Here is a 26,371-nt window from a genome sequence, read left to right as displayed (position 1 = left end):
AGTCGAACAAGCTTTAATTTTAAGGAAAATAATATTTAATGATAAAAAGATGATTTAACTTATTTTCCTTATAAGACAAAGATATAAGAATTTAAGACAGTATAAAATGACGATGGGAAAGAATTTTACGCTTAACATTAAGAGGTTAATTTGCGAGTTCAAGCAAACTAATTCTGGGCATAATTTAGATTAACCAGATGCCGATGAATTAGTCTGCCGTTCTGCCTTCCCACGAAAGCCAGATAGAAAGGTAGCGATAATCACACTGACCAAGGAAATGTAAAAAGCAGTCGATAAAGTGTTCATTAAGGCAGGTGTTTGCTCAGCAACAATTTTATTATCCCCGAGATAATAGTGAACTAACAAATTAACCGAACTCATTCCCAAAAGGTTACCTATTGTTCGAGCAAGATTCAAAGATGCGGAGGCAACGCCTAACTCTCTATCTTGCACAGCGCCCATAATGGCATTGTTGTTGGGGGAGGAAAACAAACCGAAACCAATGCCAATTAATAATAAAGAACCACCAATATAAGTTGTCCCCGTAGCCGTTGTCATTTGTGAAAGCACCAAAAAACCACAAGCGACTATTGCACATCCTATAGTCGCTAAGAATCGAGGTTGGATTTTGTCGGACAGTCGACCAGACATTGGCGCTAATATAGCCATTGCGAATGCTTGTAATAACAATATTTGACCGGCTTCTGCTGGACCGTAGCCTTGCACGACTTGTAAATACAGGCTCAGCAAAAACGCCAATGGAAAATTACTGCCGTACATCAATAATGACGTCGTCAGCGACATTGAGAAAACCCTGCTCTCTCGAAACATTTGAACGCGAATTAACGGTGTATGGTGTCGACTCTGGTGATAAACAAAAAAGATCATAGTGATGACCGACAAAATCAACAATAAAAAGCCATACAGTTTTGGAACAGAGCTAAAGCCGAAAACTAAAGAAGCTGAAGACACCGCAAAAATGAAACTTCCGCGCCAATCAAATGAAGCGACTTCGTCATTTTTCCACTCTCCTTTCAAGCCCCACTTAATTAACAACAACAAAAACAGGATTAACGGAACTTGAAATAAAAATACCGCCCGCCAACTCCAAATCTCGGTAAGCAAGCCGCCAATAGCTGGTGCTAGGGTTAGGCCAATATAAACACAGGCAGCAGCCAAACCAAGGGCCGCTCCGCGTTTATGAGAAGGGGTAACAGAGGTGAGAATCGCGACCCCAGTGCCAAAAATCATCGCCGAAGCAGCACCTTGAGCAAAGCGCCAAAATAACACCCATTCAATTTGTTGCCCCAGGGCGCACATTAGCGAAGTAAAGGCATTCAATGCTAAGCCAATGGTATAAATTCGCTTCCTACCGTAATTATCTGCCAACTTGCCAAACGGCAGCATAAAAACCACGCTGCTGAGTAGGAATAGGGTTGGCAACCAACTCACCATCTTAGCGTTTGCGTGCAAATCGGCGGCTAAATTGGGGATAGCGACATTCACAGATGCCATTCCTAATGGACCAATAAAAGAACCGAGACATACAACAATAAGGGCGACAGTGGTTACCGGAAGCTTTTTCAAAAAAGTAAAATACCTGCTAATAAAAATTGTAAAAAGATCATACTGATCAACCGTGAGTTGTACAGTGATTCTAAGATCCAATTGATATAATGCCTTAGTTTACAATATAGCCACGGCAATCTTCAGCATCTATTTAATTTCAATGTTAAAGAATTGCTCTGTGCACTATTTATCTAAATAACCAATATACGATGTCTAACGACATTCCCAGCCTGAGAATAAATGACGATAACAAGTTATCGGTTGTTGGCGCGACCTTCTAATTGCAATATCATTGTCTGCAATACTTTTACAATTCGCTTTCGAATTACCGACCAGATGTAGAGATAAATTTCTTATGGACTATAACCATGAACATAAAGCAGACCGAATTGGTTGGATTAGGGCTGTTGTTTTAGGCGCAAATGATGGCATAGTCTCCACCGCAAGTTTGATCGTCGGCATAGCAGCTTCGCAAGTTGCACCAGAGCATTTGTTTATTGTCGGCTTGGCAGCGCTAGTGGCGGGGGCAATGTCTATGGCTGCAGGCGAATTTGTATCTGTGAGTTCACAAACGGATATTGAACATGCAGAAATTTCTTTAGAGCAAAAACACATTGACAGAAACTGGGAAGCTGAAGAACAAGAATTGGCGAATATCTATATAGAACGTGGCTTAGAAAGTGATTTGGCCATGCAAGTTGCCAAGCAACTCATGGCTAAAGACGCCATCGGTAGTCATGTTAGAGATGAGCTAGGGATTACCGAACAGTCTCAAGGTAACCCTTTTCAAGCCGCTTTGTTCTCGGCATTGTCTTTTACTGCCGGAGCGCTTTTACCACTAGTGACAGTGCTACTGGTGAGTGGTCCTTTGTTAATCCCTTCGATAGTGATTGTGTCGTTATTGTCTTTGGTATTGTTAGGCAGTTTGTCAGCTAATATTGGTGGAGCTTCCATATTAAAAGGTTCACTACGGGTATTAATCTGGGGCTCGTTAGCCATGGCTGTGTCTATTGGTGTTGGTTACGTCTTCCAAGTATCAGGATAATAACTATCAAACGAAACCGAGATAGTACTTGAGTAAAAAAACCATAAAACGCTATTGATTTGAAAATACGCGTGGCTAATTAAAACATATGCGGCATGCTTAAATCGCAAAAGGTATTAAATGAAACAAGTCATATTAGTGGTATTTATTTGTGTGTTGATAAACGCCTGTTCAAATAATAGTTGGCGCACTGCAAGCAGAGAGTCTGCTGGAATTGCTCCGAACCCACAGCTCAATAAGAATGCCGTAATAGAAGTTTACGCAGCAGACGCATATAGCTGGAGAGGCTGGTTTGCGGTACATACTTGGATTGCCATTAAACCAGAAAATGCAGCAGATTATACGGTTTATGAAGTGGTGGGATGGCGTGTCAAAAGTGGGCTTCCTGCATTACGAGAATACCAAACGCCTACCCCAGATCGATTTTGGTATGGAGCAAAACCGGAAAAGTTACTGTCAATTCAAGGTGAAAAGGCCAGTGCCTTGATCCCCCAAGTTTCTGCTGCTGTTAGCCGCTATCCTTGGGCAAATGAATACACGGTTTTTCCAGGTCCAAATAGTAACACCTTTCCTGCATGGGTTGCTTTGCAAGTACCTGAATTGGAACTGACCATGCCATTTAACGCCATTGGCAGTGGGTATGCTGATTAATCAACTAAATGGAAGGATTGTATTATACCTGTTCGCTGAGCATACTGGGTTGCATATATAGTTGAACAATTTCTAACAATGCCTGTCGAGAAAAGGGTTTTCCAAGATGGGCGGTAAAACCAATTTCTTTATAATAAGCCACTTCTTCAGCAAACACATTAGCAGTTAAAGCAATAACTGGTAAATCAAGCCACTTTTCATTTTGACGCAAAATTTTGAGCGCGCTACAGCCGTCTAAAACCGGCATCTGCACATCCATTAAAACTAAATCAAAATCTTCTTCAAGCAATATGTCTAGTGATTCTTGACCGTTGTTTGCTACTGTCACCTGAGCCTCACTTTGCTCTAGAATACTTTTAGCAACTTCTTGATTAATCGCATTGTCTTCCACCAATAAGATGCGTTTGTTGGCCAGATTTTGTTTGAAGTTGGGTCTAGCTATATCGGCCCGTCGTTCTTTTGCTAAAGGCAACTGCAACATAAAACTGAATTCGGTCCCCTTACCTATCTCACTTCTTACGATGATGCTAGATCCCATGGCTTCAACTAATTGTTTAACAATGGAAAGCCCTAGTCCTGTACCACCGTATTTCCTTGTAATGCTCTCATCCACTTGTGTAAACTTATTAAACAACTTGGGAATAGACTTGGTTTCAATTCCAACACCAGTATCAGTTACTAATATTTTCACTTTAGCTTGATCGTCACTGGTTACTATCTTGACTAATACATCAACTTTACCAATATGTGTGAACTTCACAGCATTAGAACTCAGGTTCATTAATATCTGCATGACACGAGTAGGATCGCCCATAAGGGTAACATTCTGTTTGCCTAATATTTGTGTATTAAACTTGATATTTTTTGATGTTGCCTGACTCGAAAATAAGTTTTCGACTTGCAATAGAATGTCTTCAAAACAAAAGTGATGATTTTCTAATTTAAAGTGGCCAGCTTCAATTTTAGATAAATCAAGTACGTCATTAACGATTTGTAACAACAGTTTTGCAGAAAAATTTGCTCGGGATAAATATTCCGTTTGTTGTTTGTTCAAATCCGTATGTAAACACAAATCCAACAACCCTAAAACACCATTGATTGGGGTGCGAATTTCGTGTGACATATTAGCTAAAAATTGCGACTTAGTTTTGCTTGCCTTCTCAGCGATTTCCCTGGCCCGTTCAGCTTTAAGCTCTAAATTTTTACTTTCCGTAATATCATGGTAGGAAGTGAGTACCCCAATTAGGTCTTGTTTTTTAGACTGAAGCGCTAAATGAGTCACTTCTTTAAACTTGAATTTATTACCTCTACTGACTTCTTTTTCTTGGTACTGGATACTTTTTTCATTATCATAGATAATTCGTCTATCTAAATTTACGAGCTTTTTGGCTTGTTTTTCATCTGCGATATCAAAGTCTGTTTTTCCTTTCAATTGATTAATATGTTCAATCTTTGAGTCTTCCAAAAACGCTTGATTTGCTCCTAGATATCTTAGTTGTTTATCCTTCCATGATATGCCGTAAGGTAGGTGATTTATGACGGTTTGAAAGATAGCCTCTGAACGTTCAATTTTACTACTTTGAGAATCAATAGTGATCTGCTTATCTAGCAGCAAAGACTGTAAATAATGTAAAAAGTGTTGGATCAAAAACAACGCAATACTAATAATAAATGCATAAGTCAGTAATGATGTAACCCACGCAGAAACACTTAAACCGTAAACGCTTTGTTCTACACTAAACTCAAAAGCATTTAGCCAAACCAGTTCCATATAATAAAATAACACCAAGCCGCCAGAAATTGCGATTGCGACAGCGACCCCCATACTTAACATCAAACTACTAAAAATAGCAGCGGCAAAAATAAGATATATGCCGTTGCCTGACAAACCAAATGTATGGATCCCTACCACCCCCATAATAAAAAACAGGGACGTAATCAAACCAGCTTTAATAGTGTTTGAGAAGCGATGACGAAACAGATAAAAAGCCACTAACACACAGGTGCTGACAATATGAACCCACATAGCGGGGAGAAAACCAATTGTGGGAATGCGAGATAAGGAACCGGCCAAGGCAACGCCAGCGAAACCAATAGTAGCCACCAACACAGTATTTGTTAGTTTCTCGCGAATGTGTTCAAGCGAATTTTCTTGAGATTCTAAAGGCATGTAGATTCGTTAGTTTTTATAATAATGGGATAAAACCGTGTTGAATCGAATAAAGCATTAAAACCCTGTCTGCAACTAAAGTGTATTAGACTTTTGTATAATAGCAAATAAGTCACTCCCTATCAGAAGTACTTAATTGCTTGGAGGTGGGGATGTATAGCGCGGCGCAGTTAGAAGGGGGAACCTCACTCATACAACGAGGTCATAATTTATTATGAAGTTCCCTTCCCTGTCTTAACTCAAGATATTTATACATTCACCAGACACAAAGCGTAGCCAACACTATAAGCAACCAATAAATGTACGATATATTTACTGTAGCTGACGAACGTTAGCTCTTTTACTCGACTCATGGCTACTATCCCTGCGGCGGAACCAATCACCAACATTGATCCTCCCACACCTACGGCATAAGTAAGCGATAACCATTGAATATTGGTTAATTCAGGCTGGGCTTTAAGTAAGGCTGCGGTCAAGGGCACGTTATCTAAAAAGGCTGATAAAATTCCAACCAAATAATTCGAATAATCAGGGTCCAACATAAAGTAGATATTTGTCATCCAGACTAACACGCCAATTTCTTTGAGCGATCCTACTATCAATAATATTCCTAGAAAGAACATTAAAGTATCAAACTGAATTTTGCGCACGTAGTCCAATAAATGAATTTCGTACTTAAATTTATTCACCATACCGCCGATCATAAACATCACCGATAAGCCTAATAAAAAGGTCAAAACAGGGGGTATCGCAAACAGTAAATTAAATAGCATGGTGCAACATATAGTGCCAAAAAATAATCCGGCAATAACAAAGTCTAGCGACTTAAATTTTTCACTGCCGATAGTTGCTTCAACTCGGCGGTTTTTACCAAAACTCATCAGTAATGCAAGCACAACCACACCTGATATAGCAGGTAAAATCAAACCTAATAGTTCGACAATAGATACGTGTTTTTCACTGAATATCATCAGAGTTGTGACATCTCCGGTAATCAGTACCACTCCACCAGAATTCACCGCAAATATAATTAACACACAGAGTTTTACTTTTTCTGGCACTTCCAACTTAAACGCCAGAATAATGCTAATCGACACTAAGGTAGCGGTGATGTTGTCGCACAGCATGGATAAAACCAATGCAAAAAGTGCCACTAATAAGGTCAGCTTTCTTAATGACAATTCACCTGGCAATAGTCGATTAACCATAGCACCAATCAGGCCCCTGGCATTTAAATACGCAACAAAGGTCATGGTAGCCATTAAAAACAGCCACAATTTTGCGATCTCTAATAAATTCTCATTTAATGCACTTTCTATTTCAGCTTGGCCTGAACCATGGCCTCGAATGAACAACAAGCACCACACTAAACATCCTAAAAACAGAGTGGTTTTTGCTTTATTGATGTGGGTAATTTCTTCAAAAACGATGGTCAGTAAAGCCAAAATAGCCAAACCGATAATGGTGATTTCAAACATATCGAACATGATGTGCGTTCCAGAATACTAAAAGTAGAAAATGGATCCCGTTGCAGGACACAAATTTGAGGTCAGAATTATAGCCTAAAAAACGTTATTCCTGCCATATAAAGGTGCAACTGGTTTTTATTTTTTTGTGAAATTTTCAGCAATCAAGTCAACAAGAAAGATGATTTTGCTGTTTGAGAGCTGGCGGTAATCAAAATACGGGCACACAATTAAGCGTCTGTGCAGATCAATTGCAAATTCTGGATTAATCCATTCAAGGGTGTTGGGTAGGCTCAACGATTTAGCGTAAGTCCGACCCATTACAATGTGTAACTTATTGGTTTGTTGAAATTCAGGAGGTGAAAACCAGAGTGCGGTTTTGCTGCGGGACTGCAACAGTTCCTGATCACGATATTGCTGCCAGCTAGCATAAGCATCATTGAATTCAAAACATTTATTAGGCAAAGCGTATAGCAACTTAGCATACACGTTAAACACCTTGCGCCAACCGTTACCACAGGCTTGACCCAGGGCATAAATCTCGCCTTTTTTAAGGGGATAAACTGCTCGCTGATTATGTTCAAAACCAAAGGTTGGGCGATTCTGAATGTACACGTTAACATCCGCGTTTTCATCACCCAACCCGTTAATTTCGTTAAAATCTTTGTTTGTCATGAGACCTAATAGTGAAGCTAATAATCCAAGTAGATAGGAACTATTCTACTTCAATAAAAGGGGACAGCATCTTTTTAATTTGCGCCTTTCCAGTATTGGTTTGGTAGGTTTGTCCATCAACGATGTTTTGCGCCTCATTAAAAAACGGCATGAACATATAATTGTCATCCACTGTTTTATGGATAATTAAACTGTCATTTTCATCTATGGTTTTGCGCCAGACTTCTCTTACGTCCGACCAAAACGGCTCTGACTTTTGCCAATATTTGTCGCCCTCGCTAAAATCGTGGTCAATTATTCGTTCGTAACGAGCCAACCCTAACTCTTTAGCTAAATATGGCGTTTGCGCTGCAGCCTTGCCATCGGAATCTAATACAAGTTTAACGTTTTCCTCCTCTTGTACCCAACCGCTGGGTAAAATCGTATGTCGGTTTGTTCCTTCTAATACCTGATAATCATTTCTTACACTGCTTTCACGACGAGGTAATGGACGCCACGTTTTAGCACTCAACCAAGTGGAAAAATTATCGTTATGTTGCCATTTACCAAATGATTCGTATCGAGGTGAGTCATCGACCTGAAATACCGATTGTGACCATGTCCCCTTTACAGTTTTGCGATTATATTTTTTGTGTTGCCATTTATGATTACCCGCATAGACAAATAAATCACGCTTTTGGAATTGCCAATCTTGCCGCCAATGTTTCATTACCATAGGCTCAGAAATAGAACCATCATCTTGGATAAAGTACATCACCATGACGTGTTGCAAACTAATGAAATCCCCTTTGTCTTCGGCCACATATACATATTCGGTCCCCCATGATTGATATGGACGACTAGGTGAATAGTCAGGAGTAAAGCCAACAGTTTCAAGAAAGTCAAAACTGACTCGATAAGGCCCAGCCATCGCTAAAATAGCTCGACGATCTTTTTCATATTCACTGATACCTTCTTGTTGCAAAGATAACCAACCAGGATGAGGTTCAGGATCAAGCATTATAGGTACACCTTTGCTGGAACCACCTCGAGGTTTAAAATCACAATTTTCATTAAATGACCAACTAAAAGTAAACTGGCTCTGTAGGTCACAATTGGTATTTTTATCATCTTTACCAGAATCTGCATTAGCCTTAAAAGCCAACATTATAAAAACAAACAGCAACGCGAATTTATGGATAAAAGATGAGGTTTGACTATTTTTCATGAGTTTTCTCTTTTTCGATGATGTCTCTGATTACGGAATCTTTGTCTAAGATTTACATCAGATATTATTTTGACTATTGACTAAGTTGGTTAATATTCGAATATTTTTAAGTAAATCGTGACGATGAGGGTATTCTGCATGGGTGCGCTGCAATATATCTAAAGCGGCGTCATAGTCTAGCTGATCGATATATAACTGTGCTCTGCCTAATTTCGCTGGCAGCGCTACAGTATTTAATGTTTCCGCTCGCTGATAATAGAGATCCGCCTCTACAAAAGACGCGTTAGCAGCAGTTAACTTTGCCAACGCTAAAAGCGCGTCACCATTTCCTGGATCGGATTTAATTGCGTTTATCCAAACCTGTTTCGCAATCGATGTTTTTTGATTTTTCTGAGCAATGAGTCCTTGATAATAAAGCAATCGGCTGCGCTGGGTATTTGCTGGGTTTTTAACAAGTTCAGATACGCCATGAAGCAAAATATCAAGGTTGTCCCATTCATGTTGAGAAGCTAACCAATTAAGTAATTTATCAGTTTCATCAAAATTTAATTGTTGTTCTTGCAACATAATAAGGCTCAGATCGAGCGCACGTTTATAATTCTTCGACTTTATATTTAATTGCATTGCCATCTGACGGGCTTGCTTGCTGTTATCTCCTAACCTCAAGGCGACTTCTACACTACTAAGTGCTATGTTTTTATCACCGGAGTGCATTGCGAGATTCGCTCTATGCAACCAAAACTGACGATTTTCAGGCTGTTTATCTAGCATCCCTGAGAGTAAATTTCGAGCCGCCCCATGTTGGTCACTTTGTACCAAGGCAAATAATAGTCCTTGACGGATATCGTCGTTTTCAGGCGCTAACATAAGCGCTTGTTGATAAGCAGCGATCGCACTTTGCGGGTCGTTGTTCTGCATATTTAAATAACCTAGTTGGGCAAAGTGAGTTGCCCCTGAAGCCCCTAAACTAATAGCTTGGCTGAGAGATTTTTGAGCTTCTTTAGATTTATGTATTGATTGATAAACTGTCGCTAAGGCAAGGTGCCCACGTATTAAATCCGGCATTTGTTGCAACACCGTTTTTAATAGCCCTTCAGCTTCGTGAAATTGACTTTGTTGCATCCTCAACTGTGCCTCTAACAATAACAAAGCTGGACTCTTTGCCTCTTGATATTGTTCTAACAATCTTAGCGCAGCCCGATAGTCTTCATTTTGTAGGAAGGTTTTAAGGCTTTGTGCTAATGGGTACTCTTGTGCCGTTATTTTTGCTTCGCGTTGCAAAAAGGGGAGATTGATAGAAGGCAGTACAACAGGTATTTGACTAACATCAATCGGTTGGGCATGAAGGTTATTATGAAAGATTCCCCAACTCGTCAACAATACTAAATAGCGCTGCAGTAATTTCATGAATCAGCAAACTCCAGAGGCCAATTGAAACTCGCGCGCACTGCTACCCCATCCTTTTTAGGAATACTAAAACGCGCTTGCTTGACTAATTTCCTAATTGCAATATCAAGCTCAGGATATTGATTTTGCGTTATATTTTTGAGTAACACACTACCACGTTCATCAATGAGAACGGCTAATTTAACTGCGGCGCTGGTAACCCCTTTGCGCTTTAAACTATCGGGAAATTTTATTTTAAGGTCAGTTAATAACCTTGGCATTTCATCCAAATCTGACAATCCAAAGGCTTGCCAATCAAAGCTGAGCATATCCAAAAGGTTACTTTGACTATTTTGAATCTCGACCTCTGGTAATTCAGAAACCTGTAAATCTTGCAACATATCTGTGTACTGAAATTCCATATTTGCCCCTCCCCCATCAACCTTTAGTTGTATGTTGGGGGCACTATTAACATAGGATTTTAGCTGTTGATGCTTAGGGGGTGGTGGTGGCGGCAAAACAGCTAAATTAATTTTTCGAATGGTTAACTCTGTTTGCTGGGCGGTATCTTGTTGCAACACACTTAACGCAAGACTAACTAAACTCGCGATTAATAAAGAAGCTAACAATGGCGCTATCAAAAAGCGTTTAAACAAACTTTTCATAATCATTTCAATCTCCCTGGGTCGCTATATTGACCTGTGTTGCACCAGCTAACTTAGCCTGATCGATAACCTTAACTAGCAGTTCAGTAGTTACCCTTTTATCAGCCTGAATAACCACCGACTTTTGCTTTTTTTGGAGTAATTGAGAAACCGTTGCTCTTACCCCGGTCACGCCAATATTTGCATTGTCATACATCACCTCACTATTGTCGGTAATCGCAATTAAGATCACATTTTGTTTAAGCTGTTGGCTGGAAACAGCTTGCGGTTTATCTACTTCAACTCCGGTTTCACGGACGAAAACTGTTGTGACAATAAAAAAGATCAACAATATAAACACCACATCTAAAAGCGGTGATAGATCGATACTTTGCTGCGGCTGAGCTAATTGTTGTTCTAACTTACTGCGCATTATGCAATTCCATTTGCTGTTGTTTACGTTGCAAAGCAGATAACATTATCCATCCAGGAATAACCATTAACAGACCCACTTCAGTTGTCAGCATGGCATCTGCTATAGAGCCACTCAGCAACTGTTGAATATCCATGTCGCCAGTTGCCATTTGTGCAAATGTTTGCAGCAATCCGATGATAGTCCCAAGCAAACCAAGCAGCGGCAAAGCGCTCAACATTGCTGGTAATGTGTGCAACCAGCTCGCTGTTTTAGATAACCAATCGGGTGTTGTGCCCTTAGCGATGATTAATTGCATCAAAATGCTGTAACACACCAATGCTAACCCTAGAATCAGCCAAATTACCGGGTTGCTTAAAACCTGTTGTGTGGCATTCATGTTCGGCTCCTGTCCATATCAAGCGGCTTGTTCTGTAAACTCAGTTGCATTGCTTTTACCCATTGATAATTTGCCAAGTCGGATAGCCGTCGTATCCAGTTGGGTATTGTGATTACGTATAAAGCGACTGAGTAATGCATGAATAACCAATGCGGGTATTGCAACAACCAAACCTAATTCTGTTGTAATCAAAGCTTTGGAGATACCACCGGAAACAATGGCGGGGTCACCGGTACCAAATAAGCTCATCATTTTAAAGGTTTCAATCATTCCTGACACAGTTCCGAGCAAACCAATCAGTGGAGCAACTGCTGCGGTGATTGCAACTGCGCCTAAGTTTGACTGTAGTTTTTGTCGATATTCCAGTAAAAATGCTAGTAACTTGTTGTCACGTTCTTCACCGGAGGGGCAAGATAATGCGATCTTCACTAATTGCTTTTGAGCACCTTGTAATTCTGCGGATAAGTTTGTCAATTGTGCAGAGGGCTCATTAGATGCTTGCAGTAACTCTATTCGCTCCGCCAACATAGGCTGCAATTTTGGTAAACGATACAATTGAACACTTTTGAAAATACCAATAATTAGCGCAAATAAGCCGAACCCAACAATCGGTATCACCCATATCCCCCCACGCATTAAGTGCTGACTGGGAGTTTCTTGTTGCAGTTGTTTTTTAACCACAGAACCGAGCGTCGGATCGAAGGTAACAATGCCACTTTGCGACTCATGAAGTGCCAATATCTGTGCGGCATTGTCTGCTTCAAAATACAGCTGCACTTTATTTTCTTCGTCTAGCAAACCCGCTTGTTGAGTGTCTTTTATTAAGAACCATTTTACTGGACCGGCTTGCAACACATTGGCGCTACGATATTGTCCACTGGGTAGTAGAATTTGCTGCTCTAACCAATGCAAATTGAGTGAGTCAGCCTGTTGTTGTGCTAAAGTGAGTAAGTAGCCTTGAGAATTCGCTAAACCTGAACTCATTGAAGTCAATTGTTCTGCAGCTAGGCCGTTTCTCTGCGCCACATCCATCAACATGTTATGTTGATAATTTTCTTGTCGTTGCCACTCATCTAGCCGAGACTCGATTTTCGACATTGCTAATGTCTGATCGTCTAGTACTCTGCGTTTTGCCGCAGTTTGTCGCCTTAGCGTTAATACCTGCTTTTGCTGTTTTTGAATTTCTGCAGCCAAAGCTTGTGATTCTCTGGCGATATTCGACTCTAATACCGAGAGTCGTTGTTGTGCGTTCTGGATATCTTTTATTAAACTGTTTGCAACAGATTCTTGTGCAACCACGGCCTGCCCCAACAAAACTGAAAGCAACAACAAACAACTACAAAATCTAATTTTCATTTTGTCTAATACCTGTTGTTAGTGGCAAACGAATAAGCTGTGCTTGACTGACATTTTTAATTGCTTTGACTAAGTCGAGTAAAATAGAAGGAGACAAATCTTTCTCTTGATGTTGCCATTGCCAACCGCCTGGACTGCTGTGTCCACTACCCCAATATTGTCCATCCTGACTAACATACCAACCCTTAGATGTGCCTAAGAACACCTGCTCTACTTGCACTTCAACTTGGTTGGCAAATGTCATACTCGTTTGATGGGTTACGATTCTATGATTGTACTTTTGCATGCTATCAAGCAGATAAAGCTGTTTTCCAACCCGCTCGCTGTTATCTGTCATTGACGTTAACAAAGCCAATTCCGTATCCCATTGTTGCTTGAGTGGTGGCGGAAGTTGAGGGTGAATACGCAAAAGTATTTGCTCAACTTTTTGCAATTGGCTGGAAATTGTATTTTGGGTTTGCTCCAGTTCTGTTTGTTGCCTGAGTAAAGCTAAACGCCGCTTATCAAGCTCATCTGTATCTGCAGTATCTTCAACTAAAAAAGCACTGAGGGATTGATTCTCTGCTTTTAATAACTGTAACTGTTGATTTAACAATGGTTTGCGTTCTCGCCAACTAGCCTTAACATTATTGATCTGTTGTTCTAACTGTACCCATTGCTGTACCAGTTTATCCAGATCTGTGGGGGTTGCGACAACAGCGCAACAAACAAACCAACAGCCTACAAATATAAAGACTCGCATACCGCCCCATTTGTCATTATGAAATTAAGATATTTAGATAGGAATATACTACATGTTAATGATAACGATTACTATTTAGATTTACAATTATTCTATTTATTTTTGCGCACATATAAAACCAAAGCATCCTGCACAATATGACAATCGTAGTCCCTTTCGATTTCTAACTTTAGGTGTTTCCACTGTGGATGATTGAACTCGATGATATCGCCTGTTTCCGAATCGATTATGTGACCATGAGTACCTTGATCCGTTAACTCATAAATTAATGAACTGTCATCAAAATGATGTTTAATTGCTAGGCCACTATCACAAAATTGCGCCAAAATTCTATGTACTGACGCCAAGCTAATTGAGTTATCGTGTCTAACAAGATAGCGAAATATTTGTTCTGCAGACAAGTGGGAGTCTTTATGTTTTTGAAACACTTCTAGTATCACCAAGCGTTGGTTAGTGATCTTTAACCCAACTTTCTTTAACAAAGACTGGTTAGCTCGATTAGATTCGGTTTTTACTGGCATTTTTGTCACATCCCAATATTGAGTTTAGGCTTCCTTGCCCACTAGCTTCCATTTCTCTGTCGTTATAAATGGTGCAACCTTAACTTAAACTTAGAATGCATAACTCAGGTTAACGGCAAATTCCCTACCTGGTTCATTAAAGCGTTGAATTCCATTGTCTGACACACCGCCAAAGAAGCCACCAGTGCCTTCACGGACTAATCTCACCCGCTGCCAAGTTGTGTATTCTTCATTGAATAAATTAGTAACATTTGCGCGTATTACTAGGTTGTCGGTTATTTCGTAAAAGCCACTCAAATCTAAGACGATTGCACTTTCACTGTAAAAAGTAGCGGAAAAATATTCTTGTTCATCTTTACCATCAATGAACCTAGCAAATACTGACCCACCCCAATTTCCTGCTGGTAAGCGATAATTCAGTCCTAACACAGTTGTATCTGGCGCAATACTTTCTAGTTCATCGCCCTTTGAAAACGAAGCGTCTACGTTGCTTTCACTAGAACCTTCCACCGAGTTTCTGTATTCCCCACTTGTGTGGGAGTGGGATAAAGTCACTAACAGACCTTGGGAAAGTTGATAACCAACATCAAGTTCATAACCCGTCACTTTTACTTTGCCAACATTAGTTGGCACTCCCCAAGTGTCTTCGGTAATCTGAGAAACTGTCCAGCATGAGTCGTCGACTACAGCTTCAGCACATTGCGCCAACCACCAATTAGAACTAGCTTGAGTAATGGGTTCATCGAAACTACGTGATTGATTTAAATTGATAATAAAATCATCATAATCTGCACGAAATACTGAAAAGTTTAGGTAGCCATTATCACCTTGCCATTGATAAGCTAATTCGTAATTGGTGGCGGTTTCTGCATCGAGATTAGGATTGGTAACAGTATCTAAGTCAGTTTCCGTACGGCCATTACTCACATAACTTACGCTTCCGTTTTCGTCTACGACACGTTCACTGTCTTCAAACACACTGGTGGCATTGGTATTCAGATACAACTGCTGAGTAGTTGGCGCTTTAAAGCCTGTACCTATACTGGCGGTTATACTGTGATTTGGATTAAACTCGTAACCTAAGTTTAAAGCCCAAGTAAGCGCGCTAAATTCTGCGTTAGCGACGCTATTGCCGGTTTGATCAATAAAGTCATCATCGGTTTTAGGAGTATAGCGAACGTTGTCATAGCGAATTCCACCTTGCAAAGTGAGTTGCTCATTCAATTCAACTTTGTCAGTGACATAAAGCGACCAAATATCACTTTCTGTATTAGGAACCCATGAGGGATCGACTATAGGGTAACCATCACGAAACCCACTATCTTCAGTTTCGCCAATATAACGTTTATCGAATAGTTGGTTATCAACTTCCTTTGTTTCTATTGCGATGCCATAGGCGATAAAATGGTTGGTCTGAGATACAAACGCATCTTTACTGAAATCTAGAGTAAAACTTTCCATTTCCTGATCATAATAACGATCTTCATTCCGTAAATATCCACTGTACAAGAACTTAGTTGAGCCATGAGTATCAACTTCTTGATGATTAATTTTTAGTGCTGCAGTATCAAATAAGAAAGTGTTTCCTTGATAATCATAGAACATGCCTAATCTTGTTCGATTAGATTCATCAAATGTAGAAAAGCTATAATAGCTGGCAGACTCACGAGATAGTGGCGTACCTGAACGTGCACTTTCAAAGTTTTCAAAAACTAAACCAATTTGGTGATTTTGATTTATTTGATAACCGAACTTTGCCAATAGGTTAGTTTTGTCAGAATCCATCGGATCTGCCTGCCCCCTGGCTGATCCCTCCACATCGTCACCATTTTCATGAGTTTTGGTTTCACTGCCATCTCGTTTAGTGACAATTAACAACCCTTCGAAATCACCAATGCGTTTGGCTAACGCTAGGCTAGATAATGTTTCATTGCTACGACCATCAAAACCTAATTTGAAACTCCCCGCGAAATCATCGCCACTGGATTTTAGAAAGTCATCGGCATCTTTAGTGGTGTACATTACAGCACCACCTAGCGCCCCGCTTCCAGCCAAAACTGAATTTGCCCCCTTGATGATTTCAATACTTTTAACACTTTCAGGCTCAATCGCATTGCGAGTAGAACTAAACATACCGTAACGGCTAAAAGTGGTTGGATTGAGACTCTCGCCTTGGGATAAACCATCAATTGTGATAGCAACAGCATCGCCTTCCATACCCCGAATATTAAAGCCATTGTCGCCAAAGCGATTACCGGTGTTATTCACATTTACACCGGGAATATATCTTACAGTGTCATATACATCCTGAATCATTTCTGCATCGATTTGCTGAGCATCAATAACCTTTACAGACGCATCTTGTTGCGCTTCAGATTCATTCCCAACCTTAGTGGTATCAAGTGTCTCTTGCGCAAATAAGGTCGGTGATAAAGCCAGAGTGACGGCAACGGCAACTAACTTAGGGGTAACTTTCATCTTCTCTCCATATTTAAATACTAATGCAAATGATTTTTATTTCATTTATTGGCTATTTTTCTACTCGGTTATTGTTATTTTGTAATTGTTTAATTTTAGATAATTGTAATTTGAGGTCTTACTAATATTATAAATTCGCGGATAATAGGTTTCCGGCGCTTTGACTTATGGTTATTTGACCTAACTCACCTTTTGGCCGTAACTGTATTACATGCTCCATGTTACGGGTATCAAAGCGTACCTTTTGATAATCATGTCCACCACCTTCTCGTGCGGCTTCAATATGCAGAATATATTCACCAGACTTAACCGATTTGCCCTGATCATCTAACCCGTCCCAGCTAAGATGGTATTTTCCTGGTAAACGGGTAGGTCTGGCCACCGCATCGAGTAAACCTGGGAGTTTACGGCCTACTCTTCGCCACCAGCGATTATTTTCTTTCGCCCAACGTTCACTTTCACCTAATAACAATAGTTGGCGAACAGTATTGTTATTTAGATCTGAAATCCACAGAGCTAAATAAGGTCGATGATATTTAGCAGTATCTATACTGGGAATTTGATACTCAATATATACATTTTCCTCATGCTGATAATCCTGCTGCGAGGAGCTAGGTACAAAACGATGCCATCCATCTGACATCACTGCGATACCAGAGCTTCGCACTAAGGCTTCTACACCAGGTAAACTATTCACCCATTCAATACCTTTGCTGGCCTTTTGCGTACTGAGCGCCGTGGCAACAGCATCTGCAGTCGTGGCATCGTTGGCGATAACTATTGCACTAGGGGCACTATCCATTGGCCAACCTTCATTGGGGTCAAGGATATGACTGAATTTTCTGCGCTCTATTTGATAAAAGCGACTCAGATGACCGCTTGCCGCAACCGCATGATTTGAAATTTCAATATAACTATTTGAGTGACTGTCAGTCGAATCAATATAATTGCCTAACCCAACTTTCCAATGGGTTTTGTTCTCAGGTATCCCCCAAAAAGAAATGTCTCCACCAATATCCAACTTGATACCTGTAGCCGAAGGTAATAACTCACGTAAAGTGCGCATGCCAATATCGATAATGTAACCTTTAGCTAATCCTGCCGGATCCATTTGTATGTTTTTAGCTAAATGCAATTCTTCAGCCGTTAATGAAATAGGATTTTCCCGTTTTTGAATGTCTCTAGCAAAATGACGCATTTCAATCCTATCGGGCAGCGTTTGGGTATTCTCAGCCTCAAGCCAACGTTGTCGAATCAGCCCCATTCGACAACTGAATTTACCACCAGACTGTTTATGCCAATTCTCACATAAGTGCAAAACTTCGGTGAGCTCTTTTGACTGATTCGGAATAACCAAGTTTTGATTTAACTGGTTGATAGTGCTATCTAATTGCCACGTCGACAATGTTCCCTCTAGGACCTGAATCTTATTTGACAGTACACCTACGGCGGTATCAATTTGCTCATCTTCAGCACCATAAATAGTGATATCCATTGAAGTGCCCAATACATTTTCAAAGTGATATTGATGGTTGGCTAAACTAGCAAAGCTGCTTAACCCTAAACTCAGAAGCAACGGAGTTCTAACGCTGCATAGCGCATTTTTCAACCGACTAATCACGAGCTGAAGCAACTGTTAAGTTATTTTTGTTTGTCTCGTCACCCCGCTGGCGAGGCTCAGGCATTGCCTCCTCCATACTTACAATATCATCTTGATTTGTATCCCAGCGAGCAAAGCTGCGATGACCTGAGGCTTGATATTCTGCGATCGTCATTTTGCCATCTTCGTTTATATCTAATACTTTGAAACGCACATGGGTCTGTTTAATAGCTGCAGTTCTAGTTTTGGCTATTTGCGTATCTAAGCGGTTTTGATATTCAAAAAGATACTCGTCTTCGCTGATCCACCCGTCTGCATTTTCGTCGGTGAGATTATAGGTAGCTTGGCGCTGTTGATTGTGCTCCTGTAAGGTGACTGTTCCGTCTTGATTGCTATCGTATTTAGCGAGCATCCCTTCTTTATCATGAGTGGTAGGCATTTTTAATATGCGTTGAGCAAAACGCAATTGGCTTTCTCTTTTTTGCTCTTTTTCAGCTTCGGTTAACACCTCTTTTTGTTTATTCTTCCAAGTACTTTTATATTCAGGATCTTGCTCATTTATTCGATTGTCGTTGTTGCTATCGTAACGACTAAAATTACGCTCGCCAGATGCTTTATATTCGTCCCACTCCAAACGCTCGTTTTGATTTTTATCTAACGCTTTAAAGCGTACTTTTGTTTGCCGAATTTGAGATTTCCGGTCATCTTCAAGCTGCTTATCCAGTTTATTTTGATATTCAAATACGTACTCATCTTCACTAACAAATTTATCTTTATTTTCATCGGTCTTATCAAATCTCAACAGTCTTGCTTCATTAAATTCACCTTTAAATAGCTGCCAGTTGCCGTCTAAATCATACTGCTGAACAAACACCATTTTATGATGCGAAGCCGCGCTACTGAATGGATGAAAAAGCATTAACGAAAGCGCTATTGATATTATTAATTTGTTCACGAGATTATTTCCTTAAATAAGTAAATGATTAGGTTTATTCAAAAGCTTCAACAACTAGGGTATAAGTGTTACTTATCTGCTTGGCTTGGGATGAAACGGGCGCCTCACTGCGATGTCGCGCTAGTAGCAGATAAGTACCGGCAGTCTCAGGAGTGAAGATAAACTTTCCGTTTGCGTCTGAATGCAGTTCAACAGTGGCCTTTTCTTGCGTAAATTGGTCTTTGGCTAGAAATACATCTACTTTCAAATCTGCTAGGGGTTGACCATTAAATAAGCTTAACAAGGCTAAGGGTTCACCAACAAACAACTCATTAGGGTGTGAGGTAGCCACAAATTCTAAGCCTTCGCCATGGGGTTGCAGAGCGGCGTTGTTAGGCCCACCTTTACTAACATAGGTTTCTGCTAAGGTTAAAGACTGAAAAAATGAAAGCAACTTTGCGCCTTCAGGAATCGCTTGAGTTGGGTCCTTCATTGCTTTGCGCTTACCATCAAGTTCGTAAAATTTAAATAGGCGCCCTAATCGACGGCCAGTGCTAAATCTGTAGGTTCCATCTTGCTTTAATGCATGCTCTACCACTACTCGCGATTTGAATTGAGCTAACGAATCTGGGGTAGAAGTCTTTCCATCTGGAGCCGTAACGAGATAAATACTGTTGGCAAATGCCACTTCTGGTACAAAAAATTTTTCGGCAAAAGCAGCATCAAGAGTAATTAGGTCGCCTCTCACAGGTTCGAAAGAATGGGGTTTAAAGTAAGGGGTATGTCCAGCAGCCTGCAAACTTAACAAATACAAAAATAAACAGGCCACGCATAAAAGGTATTTCATTGAATTTCCAACATCACAAAGAGTAAATTAAGTCGATGAAATTTATTATATACAAATGATAATGATTCGCAATAGCATTTGCATCTTTTTACAAACAATGGGATACTCGAGTCATGGTATGTAATAGGAGAATTATCTTTGCGAAATCTGGTTAAAGAGCAAGTGACCCACGTTCATCATTGGAACGACAGTTTATTTACGTTTAAAACAACCCGTCAGAAATCCTTAACCTTTGAAAACGGACAATTCATCATGATTGGCTTAGAGGTAGAAGGTAAACCCTTGATGCGTGCATATAGTATTGCCAGTGCAAATTATGAAGATGAGTTAGAGTTTTTCAGTATTAAAGTACCTGACGGTGCACTGACATCTAAACTGCAAATGATACAAACTGGTGACGAAGTAATGTTAAGTACAAGACCCACAGGCACCTTAGTCAGTGGTTATTTGATGCCTGGCAAACACCTTTATTTGCTCTGTACAGGCACAGGATTAGCGCCTTTTATGAGTATTATTCGAGATCCAGACATTTACGAACAATTTGATAAAATCATTTTGGTCCATGGTGTGCGCGAAGTTTCCGAGTTGGCCTATCAAACTGAAATTGAATATGACTTACCTAACAACCCGTATTTTGGTGATTTAGTGAAGCAAAAGTTACTTTACTACCCTACTGTTACCCGCGAAAAGTACCAATACAACAGTTTGAAAACTGAAGATGGGCTCAAACCACATCAGGGCAGAATTACCCATTTATTAGCGACCAATGAACTCACCCAAAACCTAAATATGCCTAACGTCAACCCAGACAATGATCGATTCATGATGTGCGGTAATGATGCTATGTTGCAGGACTTAATGCAGATGTTAAATCAACAAGGTTTTACAAAAGCCACGTCCCGCAAGCAAGGTCATTATGTTATTGAGCAAGCGTTTATTGAAAAATAAGCCTTGTTATTTTTACTTTCATGGGATCGCAAGACAATACAAGTAACCACCAGCACTAGACTTTTCTTGTCGTGCTGGCTTTTTACTATGATTCATTTTTGGTAAGTTTCATAGGATCAAGTAATTCGCTTAATTTGGCTCTTGGAATATCGGTATTTTCCGCTGCTACATCAATGATCGGCCGTTTTTCTTTGTATGCTTGCTTCGCTATTTCAGCGGCTTTTGAGTAGCCGATAATAGGGTTTAAAGCTGTGACTAAAATCGGGTTTTTGTGTAATGGCTTTTCTAGGTTCTCGTGATTCACTTCGAAATCACGAATCGCATTATCGGCCAGAGACATTGCCGCATTGGATAATAACTCTATGCTAGACAACAGATTTAGCGCAATCATAGGCAACATTACATTCAATTCAAAATTCCCTGATTGACCTCCAACCGTTATTGCTGCGTCATTGCCTATTACCTGTGCAGATACCATGGCAACAGCTTCAGGTATAACCGGATTGACTTTACCTGGCATAATTGAAGAGCCAGGTTGCAATGCAGGTAACGCAATCTCGCCAAGCCCAGCTAAAGGTCCGGAGTTCATCCAGCGTAAATCGTTAGCAATTTTCATAAAAGTAACGGCTATAGATTTGCTTAAACCCGACAAACTCACGGCGGTATCTTGAGCAGCTATACCAGCAAAAAAATTGTCTGTTTTAACAAAGGAAATTCCCGTATCTTGGCTTAAAATTTTCGAAAATTCGTCGGCGAAACCGGAATGGGAATTGATTCCAGTACCAACCGCAGTGCCACCTAGCACAAGGGATTGAATAGCATTTTGTAGACTATTTAAATGGCTAATTTGTTGCCTAATCTGCGCTGACCAAGCAGACATGCTCTGGTCCATTCGAATTGGCATCGCATCCATCAAATGGGTACGGCCTGTTTTACAATAACCGCTTAATGTTGCCGACTTTTCATCTATGCTTTTAGCTAAATGAATTAAAGAAGGTTTTAACTTTTTGTGAATCGCCAAAGAAGCGCTGACATGGATACAAGTAGGGATCACATCATTGCTGCTTTGACCAAAGTTAACGTGATCATTGGGATGAATCCGCAGGTCAGATTGCTTCGACGCTAGGTTGGCAATAACTTCATTGGCATTCATGTTAGTGCTGGTGCCTGATCCAGTTTGATACACATCAACAGGAAAATGCAGCATAAGATTGTTGTCTTTTAATAAGTTAGCGCATGCTTGCTTAATTGCATCCGCAGTCTCCTGCTCGATACCGTTAAGATTCGCGTTTGCAGTTGCTGCAGCTGATTTTATTTGGATAAGTGAGCGGATAAATGCTTCAGGCATAGGAGTGTGACTTATCTTAAAGTTATTAACCGCTCTTTGAGTTTGCGCGCCGTACAGGGCATTTTGAGGAACTTCAAGCTCGCCCATGCTATCTTTTTCGATTCGAAACTTAGTCATCTTAATCCCCTACTTCTATAAAAAATACGTTCCTAACAAAGACAGTTCATACTTGAAGTGTCGCGTTTGCGCTTTTTGTTGTTCATTATGATCATATCGCTCCACTTTATTCAGTGGTTGATAAATATTATCTAAACACAAATAACGCCATTGAAAACTTATATTAGTATCACAAATTGTATCTAATAAGGTGCGAAGAACCCGATTTAAAATAGCTCTCTTTATTGTATCATTTTGTTCATCTTCTAAACGCTGGTTGGCCATATCTAAATATTGATAAAGTGCATGAGGGTTATTCGGTTGTAAACCATGGCGAATGGTTAACTCAAGCGATCCGAATGCTAATGTTTGATTCACAGAGCCCCCTAAACAATGAAATTTCAATGTAACAACCCAAATGATAATAATTCCCATTATCATTATGCTATGAGTACTTGTCAACCTTGTTAAACGGTATGGTCAATTCAACCTGCAAAAGGATGTTTTGATACATAAGCGAATTAATCAGTAAATTAGAAAACTAAAAAAGCCCAAATGCTATTGATAATGATTTTCATTTGATATATTGTGGTTCTGCCTGGAATCGTTAAGTTTCACTGGTCCTGGCTTAACGCTACCACACGGGTAGGCATTTTCTCCAAGGTGCCTACCCACCTCCCTATAGCTCGTGAGCGCTAAGAACTGCGCGGTCAGAACAGTTGAAACAGTTTGTTAGCGTCCAAATCGAATTAGCTGAATATTCCGAGAAAATCACGCCATTGTTTTACACGTTTATTTTTGAAAATAGATGGCCAAGCAAATATATCAATAAACGATGTAGAAGGTTTTAGAAGGCAATGCATGGAATCGGCTTAGTCAGAGGTGTAAATTGTGAGCAACCAAGCCTGTAGATTAAGCAATGTGTTCAGAGCATGAAGTTACAAAGCGCTCAGCCTTTTAATAATAAGTAGATAGACACACCTTTAACAATACATGCGACGATTGCGCTCGATTTCACGTAGGTATTGATGTTTTTCGAAGATCAAAGGTGCTAAGTCAGAGTAGTTCCAGTATCCCCCTTGGTCGGATTTACTTTTATCATCTCGATAGGGATTCACCCAGCGATGCCAGATAACATATTCCTGACCAACGTCCTGCTGACAAAAAATATCAACGGTTAAGAACCAGCACATAGGTTCTCCACATGTACAGACATAAGGCACCGCACTATCGGCGGAATCTAAATGATTGATTCCCAGCCCCGGTTGATAAGTACCAGCAATGCGCCCAGCAAAAGGTTTTTCAAAGTCAGTGATGGTTTCTAAATAAGAGTTACCATCAACAAGTAGATCAAAACTCGGGCTTCCGTAATCATTACCGAAATAAGCCAAACCAAAGGTATTTACTATTGCCATCGTTCTACACTGCTGAAAAGAGTAAACCGATTAAATACTTATTTAGAAACGAGGTCAAATCGCAGTCGACATAACCTTTTTAATCCATATTGGCTGGCTTTAATTTAGCTTTTCTCGTCAGCATTCTCGTCAACATTTTTGGTAAATTTTATGTCAGGGATATTATTAAACTTAGTGAACTACTCTTGCATTTATGGTTTAGATGGTTTGAATTTGTCAGCTAAAGTTTGATTGCCTTGACTTGCAGCAATGTCGCTTAAACTACGACTATTGCTATCCTTTAAGTCCACATTAGCACCTTGTGCTATGAGTTCTTCAATAATCTCTTGTCGATCGAATAAGGTAGCAAACATCAATGCTGTTTGACCATTTTGATTGGCTTGATCAACTTCACAGTCCAGCCCCATCAAAGATTTAGCAATGCGAAAATTGCCCTTGAATATAGCGCCCATTAACGCAGTATTTCCTTTAATGTCTTCTTGGCATGGATTGATATCCTCTACACTGAGTAAATAGTTAACGGTTTCAGTTTGGCCATTGTAGGCAGATAAAATCAATGCAGTATAACCTTTTTCGTTAGCGATATTGACTGATAGACCGGCATTGTAAAAGGTCGATAGTAATTCAATATCACCGTTTCTAGCAGCATCAAAATAAAGCTTTTTAAGTTGACTGCTTCGTTCACTTTTATGGGCGAATGATGGATTAGACCCGAATACAACAAGCATAATCAAACAGACATGAATCAAGGTTTTCATAACTCTTTCCTTCAAAAGCCACTGCCTGGTTTAACAGGCAGTGGCGGGTTTTATGCAGCGAATCAATTAAAACAACTTGCTTAATTTAAGGGCTATCTTCTCACCTTCAGCAGCCAAGGCTTGTTGCTCGGCCATTAGCGCTTTAGCTCTGGCTTTCACTTTACTCAAGTTAGTACCTGAACGTTTCGCGATAGCGGTGCCGTAATCTTTATCTGCGTTGTACATAAATGCACTGATATTGATTCGAACTAGCTCTTTATCAGATGTTGCTAATGCGCCACCTAACACTTCAATAAGTCTAGCTTGTTCGTCTGTAGTAAATGAACGATACAAATCACCAGCTTGTCTAAAGTTTAATTGCTTGTAGAAAGGTATTTGTTGATAGCTTCCTAACAAAGGCATGGTTGAATACTTGTATTTTGTATCTTCTGCTAAATCAAGGTACTCACTTGGCTGATAATTAACCTCACGCTGGGTATTGGTAGGACGTAATTTACCGTGTTGCATGTGGTTGTTTATAGCCACATTTTTAGGTGCGTTAATCGGAATTCGATATGAATTAACACCTAAACGATAACGTTGGGTATCTGCGTAAGCAAACACTCTACCTTGTAATAATCTATCTTCTGATGGCTCGATACCTGGAATCACATTACTTGGCGCAAAAGCAGCTTGCTCAGTTTCTTCAAAAAAGTTGTCAGGCACTCTATTTAGCACCATTCTGCCAACTTTACGCAGCGGCAATTTGTCTTCAGGCCAAATTTTAGTGGCATCAAGAGGGTTAAAGTCAAAGTTGTTGACATCTTTTGGCGACAATACTTGAATATATAGGTCCCAAGTAGCCGTTTCACCTTTTTCACCAATACGTGTATAAACATCTGTGGTATGAGGCTGCATATCTTGACCTTGTACGGTCGAAGCTTCTTTGTAAGTGAAGTTCTTTACACCTTGGTTGGTTCTCCAAGTAAATTTCACATAGTTCATTTCACCTTTAGCATTCACAAATTTATACGCATGAACACTAGATCCGTCCATATTTAGGTAACTCTTTGGTGTGCCGTAGTCAGAAAACAACATGGTGAGCATTTGGGTTGATTCTGGTACATGAGAAAAGAAATCGAACACTCTTGATGCTTTTTGCACATTGTCATAGGGCGATGGCTTTAAACTGTGAACCATATCTGGAAACTTAATGGCATCGCGAATAAAGAAGATCGGGAAGTTGTTACCGACTAAATCCCAGTTACCTTGTTCTGTGTAAAACTTCACAGCGAACCCACGAGGATCACGCAATGTTTCAGGAGATTGATGACCATGAATTACCGCCGAAAAACGCGTAAATACTTCAGTATTTTTACCTTTTTCTTGAAATGGGGCCGCCATGGTTAAATCGGATAAATCGGCGTAATTTTCGTAGTAACCATGAATACCAGTACCACGTGCATGCACTACTCTTTCAGGAACACGCTCTCTATCAAAGGCTGCTAATTTTTCAATTAGGTGACTGTCTTGGAGTAATACGCCGCCCCAAGGTCCAGCTGTTTGAGAGTTTTGGTTGTCACCGATAGGCGCACCGTTTTGTCTTGTCATGGTTGTTTCAGCAAACGCGCTAACCGATAACAAGATCAAACTTGATAGGGTTATTAATTTTTTCATTTTCATTTTACATCCTATTTATCTACAACATGGGAAGCCCCAATAGA

At 40.1% G+C, this 26,371-nt stretch carries 24 protein-coding genes; 3 read left to right on the top strand and 21 right to left on the bottom strand.

The annotated features are described in order from the left end of the window. Positions 1-189 precede the first annotated feature (189 nt). Positions 190-1,587 (bottom strand): MFS transporter, encoded by a 1,398-nt coding sequence (locus ABWV72_RS12915; RefSeq protein WP_216047089.1) that lies wholly within the window; start codon positions 1,585-1,587, stop codon positions 190-192. 337 nt (positions 1,588-1,924) lie between these two features. Here ABWV72_RS12915 and ABWV72_RS12910 point away from each other — a divergent pair, with 337 nt between their 5' ends. Further along, positions 1,925-2,614 (top strand): VIT1/CCC1 transporter family protein, encoded by a 690-nt coding sequence (locus ABWV72_RS12910; RefSeq protein ID WP_353370989.1) that lies wholly within the window; start codon positions 1,925-1,927, stop codon positions 2,612-2,614. Between the two features lie 120 nt (positions 2,615-2,734). Then, entirely contained in the window at positions 2,735-3,265 is a 531-nt protein-coding gene (locus tag ABWV72_RS12905; RefSeq protein ID WP_216047091.1) for a DUF3750 domain-containing protein, read from the top strand. A 22-nt stretch (positions 3,266-3,287) separates the two neighbouring features. Here the strand turns inward: ABWV72_RS12905 and ABWV72_RS12900 are convergent, their stop codons facing one another. From ABWV72_RS12900 to ABWV72_RS12830, 15 genes are all read right to left on the bottom strand, one after another. Beyond that, entirely contained in the window at positions 3,288-5,435 is a 2,148-nt protein-coding gene (locus ABWV72_RS12900; protein WP_353370987.1) for an ATP-binding protein, read from the bottom strand. Between the two features lie 248 nt (positions 5,436-5,683). Beyond that, positions 5,684-6,913 carry a sodium:proton antiporter NhaD gene (gene nhaD / locus ABWV72_RS12895; RefSeq protein WP_216047250.1) on the bottom strand — a complete coding sequence of 410 codons (1,230 nt, stop codon included), beginning with the start codon at positions 6,911-6,913 and terminating at the stop codon, positions 5,684-5,686. A 126-nt stretch (positions 6,914-7,039) separates the two neighbouring features. Next, entirely contained in the window at positions 7,040-7,576 is a 537-nt protein-coding gene (locus ABWV72_RS12890; RefSeq protein WP_353370985.1) for a DUF6942 family protein, read from the bottom strand. 40 nt (positions 7,577-7,616) lie between these two features. Continuing rightward, the gene (locus ABWV72_RS12885; RefSeq protein WP_353370983.1) at positions 7,617-8,783 is read right to left on the bottom strand and encodes a DUF6607 family protein; all 1,167 of its coding nucleotides are present in this window, start codon (positions 8,781-8,783) and stop codon (positions 7,617-7,619) included. 57 nt (positions 8,784-8,840) lie between these two features. Continuing rightward, entirely contained in the window at positions 8,841-10,190 is a 1,350-nt protein-coding gene (locus tag ABWV72_RS12880) for a tetratricopeptide repeat protein (protein WP_353370981.1), read from the bottom strand. Further along, positions 10,187-10,840: an energy transducer TonB gene (locus ABWV72_RS12875; protein WP_353370979.1), complete on the bottom strand. Its 654-nt coding sequence runs from the start codon at positions 10,838-10,840 to the stop codon at positions 10,187-10,189. Before ABWV72_RS12875 ends, ABWV72_RS12880 begins: the two co-directional genes overlap by 4 nt. A gap of 1 nt (position 10,841) precedes the next feature. Then, on the bottom strand, positions 10,842-11,246 hold the full coding sequence (locus ABWV72_RS12870; protein WP_353370977.1) for an ExbD/TolR family protein: 405 nt from the start codon (positions 11,244-11,246) through the stop codon (positions 10,842-10,844). After that, positions 11,236-11,625 carry a MotA/TolQ/ExbB proton channel family protein gene (locus ABWV72_RS12865; RefSeq protein ID WP_353370975.1) on the bottom strand — a complete coding sequence of 130 codons (390 nt, stop codon included), beginning with the start codon at positions 11,623-11,625 and terminating at the stop codon, positions 11,236-11,238. Before ABWV72_RS12865 ends, ABWV72_RS12870 begins: the two co-directional genes overlap by 11 nt. Before the next feature lie 18 nt (positions 11,626-11,643). Beyond that, positions 11,644-12,981 (bottom strand): MotA/TolQ/ExbB proton channel family protein, encoded by a 1,338-nt coding sequence (locus tag ABWV72_RS12860; RefSeq protein WP_353370973.1) that lies wholly within the window; start codon positions 12,979-12,981, stop codon positions 11,644-11,646. Then, positions 12,971-13,723, bottom strand: coding sequence for a DUF3450 family protein (locus ABWV72_RS12855; protein WP_353370971.1), 753 nt, complete (start codon positions 13,721-13,723; stop codon positions 12,971-12,973). The genes ABWV72_RS12860 and ABWV72_RS12855 overlap by 11 nt, the downstream gene beginning before the upstream one ends. A 92-nt stretch (positions 13,724-13,815) precedes the next feature. Next, entirely contained in the window at positions 13,816-14,244 is a 429-nt protein-coding gene (locus tag ABWV72_RS12850; RefSeq protein ID WP_353370969.1) for a Fur family transcriptional regulator, read from the bottom strand. Positions 14,245-14,334: 90 nt separating this feature from the next. Next, positions 14,335-16,722 carry a TonB-dependent hemoglobin/transferrin/lactoferrin family receptor gene (locus ABWV72_RS12845; RefSeq protein WP_353370967.1) on the bottom strand — a complete coding sequence of 796 codons (2,388 nt, stop codon included), beginning with the start codon at positions 16,720-16,722 and terminating at the stop codon, positions 14,335-14,337. A 127-nt stretch (positions 16,723-16,849) separates the two neighbouring features. Continuing rightward, positions 16,850-18,298 carry a DUF2271 domain-containing protein gene (locus ABWV72_RS12840; RefSeq protein WP_353370965.1) on the bottom strand — a complete coding sequence of 483 codons (1,449 nt, stop codon included), beginning with the start codon at positions 18,296-18,298 and terminating at the stop codon, positions 16,850-16,852. A 37-nt stretch (positions 18,299-18,335) separates the two neighbouring features. Next, entirely contained in the window at positions 18,336-19,277 is a 942-nt protein-coding gene (locus tag ABWV72_RS12835; RefSeq protein ID WP_353370963.1) for a hypothetical protein, read from the bottom strand. A gap of 34 nt (positions 19,278-19,311) precedes the next feature. Beyond that, on the bottom strand, positions 19,312-20,103 hold the full coding sequence (locus ABWV72_RS12830) for a DUF4198 domain-containing protein (protein ID WP_353370961.1): 792 nt from the start codon (positions 20,101-20,103) through the stop codon (positions 19,312-19,314). A 138-nt stretch (positions 20,104-20,241) separates the two neighbouring features. Between ABWV72_RS12830 and ABWV72_RS12825 the strand changes: the two genes are divergently transcribed. Then, positions 20,242-21,051 (top strand): ferredoxin--NADP reductase, encoded by an 810-nt coding sequence (locus ABWV72_RS12825; RefSeq protein ID WP_353370959.1) that lies wholly within the window; start codon positions 20,242-20,244, stop codon positions 21,049-21,051. 85 nt (positions 21,052-21,136) lie between these two features. Here the strand turns inward: ABWV72_RS12825 and ABWV72_RS12820 are convergent, their stop codons facing one another. From ABWV72_RS12820 to ABWV72_RS12800, 5 genes are all read right to left on the bottom strand, one after another. Beyond that, the gene (locus ABWV72_RS12820; RefSeq protein ID WP_353370957.1) at positions 21,137-22,516 is read right to left on the bottom strand and encodes a class II fumarate hydratase; all 1,380 of its coding nucleotides are present in this window, start codon (positions 22,514-22,516) and stop codon (positions 21,137-21,139) included. A gap of 15 nt (positions 22,517-22,531) precedes the next feature. Continuing rightward, complete coding sequence (locus ABWV72_RS12815; RefSeq protein ID WP_216047096.1) at positions 22,532-22,873, bottom strand: hypothetical protein; 342 nt, start codon at positions 22,871-22,873, stop codon at positions 22,532-22,534. A gap of 605 nt (positions 22,874-23,478) precedes the next feature. After that, entirely contained in the window at positions 23,479-23,910 is a 432-nt protein-coding gene (locus ABWV72_RS12810) for a hypothetical protein (RefSeq protein ID WP_353370955.1), read from the bottom strand. A 191-nt stretch (positions 23,911-24,101) separates the two neighbouring features. Beyond that, positions 24,102-24,668: an ankyrin repeat domain-containing protein gene (locus ABWV72_RS12805; RefSeq protein WP_216047098.1), complete on the bottom strand. Its 567-nt coding sequence runs from the start codon at positions 24,666-24,668 to the stop codon at positions 24,102-24,104. A 66-nt stretch (positions 24,669-24,734) separates the two neighbouring features. Next, complete coding sequence (locus tag ABWV72_RS12800; protein WP_353370952.1) at positions 24,735-26,330, bottom strand: catalase; 1,596 nt, start codon at positions 26,328-26,330, stop codon at positions 24,735-24,737. Positions 26,331-26,371 lie beyond the last annotated feature (41 nt).

Origin of the sequence: Aliiglaciecola sp. NS0011-25 (genome assembly GCF_040370605.1) — a bacterium.
In the GTDB taxonomy this organism is placed as follows: domain Bacteria; phylum Pseudomonadota; class Gammaproteobacteria; order Enterobacterales; family Alteromonadaceae; genus Aliiglaciecola; species Aliiglaciecola lipolytica_A.
The sequence above is the reverse complement of the archived record's forward strand: the minus strand, read 5'-3'. Positions and strand labels throughout refer to the sequence as shown.

Excerpts from the sequence above, each read along its gene's own strand:
- ABWV72_RS12870 (WP_353370977.1), bottom strand. The coding sequence starts at position 11,246 with ATGCGCAGTAAGTTAGAACAACAATTAGCTCAGCCGCAGCAAAGTATC.
- ABWV72_RS12880 (WP_353370981.1), bottom strand. The coding sequence starts at position 10,190 with ATGAAATTACTGCAGCGCTATTTAGTATTGTTGACGAGTTGGGGAATC.
- ABWV72_RS12830 (WP_353370961.1), bottom strand. The coding sequence starts at position 20,103 with ATGAAATACCTTTTATGCGTGGCCTGTTTATTTTTGTATTTGTTAAGT.
- ABWV72_RS12875 (WP_353370979.1), bottom strand. The coding sequence starts at position 10,840 with ATGATTATGAAAAGTTTGTTTAAACGCTTTTTGATAGCGCCATTGTTA.
- ABWV72_RS12845 (WP_353370967.1), bottom strand. The coding sequence starts at position 16,722 with ATGAAAGTTACCCCTAAGTTAGTTGCCGTTGCCGTCACTCTGGCTTTA.
- ABWV72_RS12890 (WP_353370985.1), bottom strand. The coding sequence starts at position 7,576 with ATGACAAACAAAGATTTTAACGAAATTAACGGGTTGGGTGATGAAAAC.
- ABWV72_RS12855 (WP_353370971.1), bottom strand. The coding sequence starts at position 13,723 with ATGCGAGTCTTTATATTTGTAGGCTGTTGGTTTGTTTGTTGCGCTGTT.
- ABWV72_RS12820 (WP_353370957.1), bottom strand. The coding sequence starts at position 22,516 with ATGACTAAGTTTCGAATCGAAAAAGATAGCATGGGCGAGCTTGAAGTT.
- ABWV72_RS12900 (WP_353370987.1), bottom strand. The coding sequence starts at position 5,435 with ATGCCTTTAGAATCTCAAGAAAATTCGCTTGAACACATTCGCGAGAAA.
- ABWV72_RS12805 (WP_216047098.1), bottom strand. The coding sequence starts at position 24,668 with ATGAAAACCTTGATTCATGTCTGTTTGATTATGCTTGTTGTATTCGGG.
- ABWV72_RS12905 (WP_216047091.1), top strand. The coding sequence starts at position 2,735 with ATGAAACAAGTCATATTAGTGGTATTTATTTGTGTGTTGATAAACGCC.
- ABWV72_RS12860 (WP_353370973.1), bottom strand. The coding sequence starts at position 12,981 with ATGAAAATTAGATTTTGTAGTTGTTTGTTGTTGCTTTCAGTTTTGTTG.
- ABWV72_RS12850 (WP_353370969.1), bottom strand. The coding sequence starts at position 14,244 with ATGCCAGTAAAAACCGAATCTAATCGAGCTAACCAGTCTTTGTTAAAG.
- ABWV72_RS12910 (WP_353370989.1), top strand. The coding sequence starts at position 1,925 with ATGGACTATAACCATGAACATAAAGCAGACCGAATTGGTTGGATTAGG.
- ABWV72_RS12810 (WP_353370955.1), bottom strand. The coding sequence starts at position 23,910 with ATGGCAATAGTAAATACCTTTGGTTTGGCTTATTTCGGTAATGATTAC.
- ABWV72_RS12885 (WP_353370983.1), bottom strand. The coding sequence starts at position 8,783 with ATGAAAAATAGTCAAACCTCATCTTTTATCCATAAATTCGCGTTGCTG.
- ABWV72_RS12800 (WP_353370952.1), bottom strand. The coding sequence starts at position 26,330 with ATGAAAATGAAAAAATTAATAACCCTATCAAGTTTGATCTTGTTATCG.
- nhaD (WP_216047250.1), bottom strand. The coding sequence starts at position 6,913 with ATGTTTGAAATCACCATTATCGGTTTGGCTATTTTGGCTTTACTGACC.
- ABWV72_RS12865 (WP_353370975.1), bottom strand. The coding sequence starts at position 11,625 with ATGAATGCCACACAACAGGTTTTAAGCAACCCGGTAATTTGGCTGATT.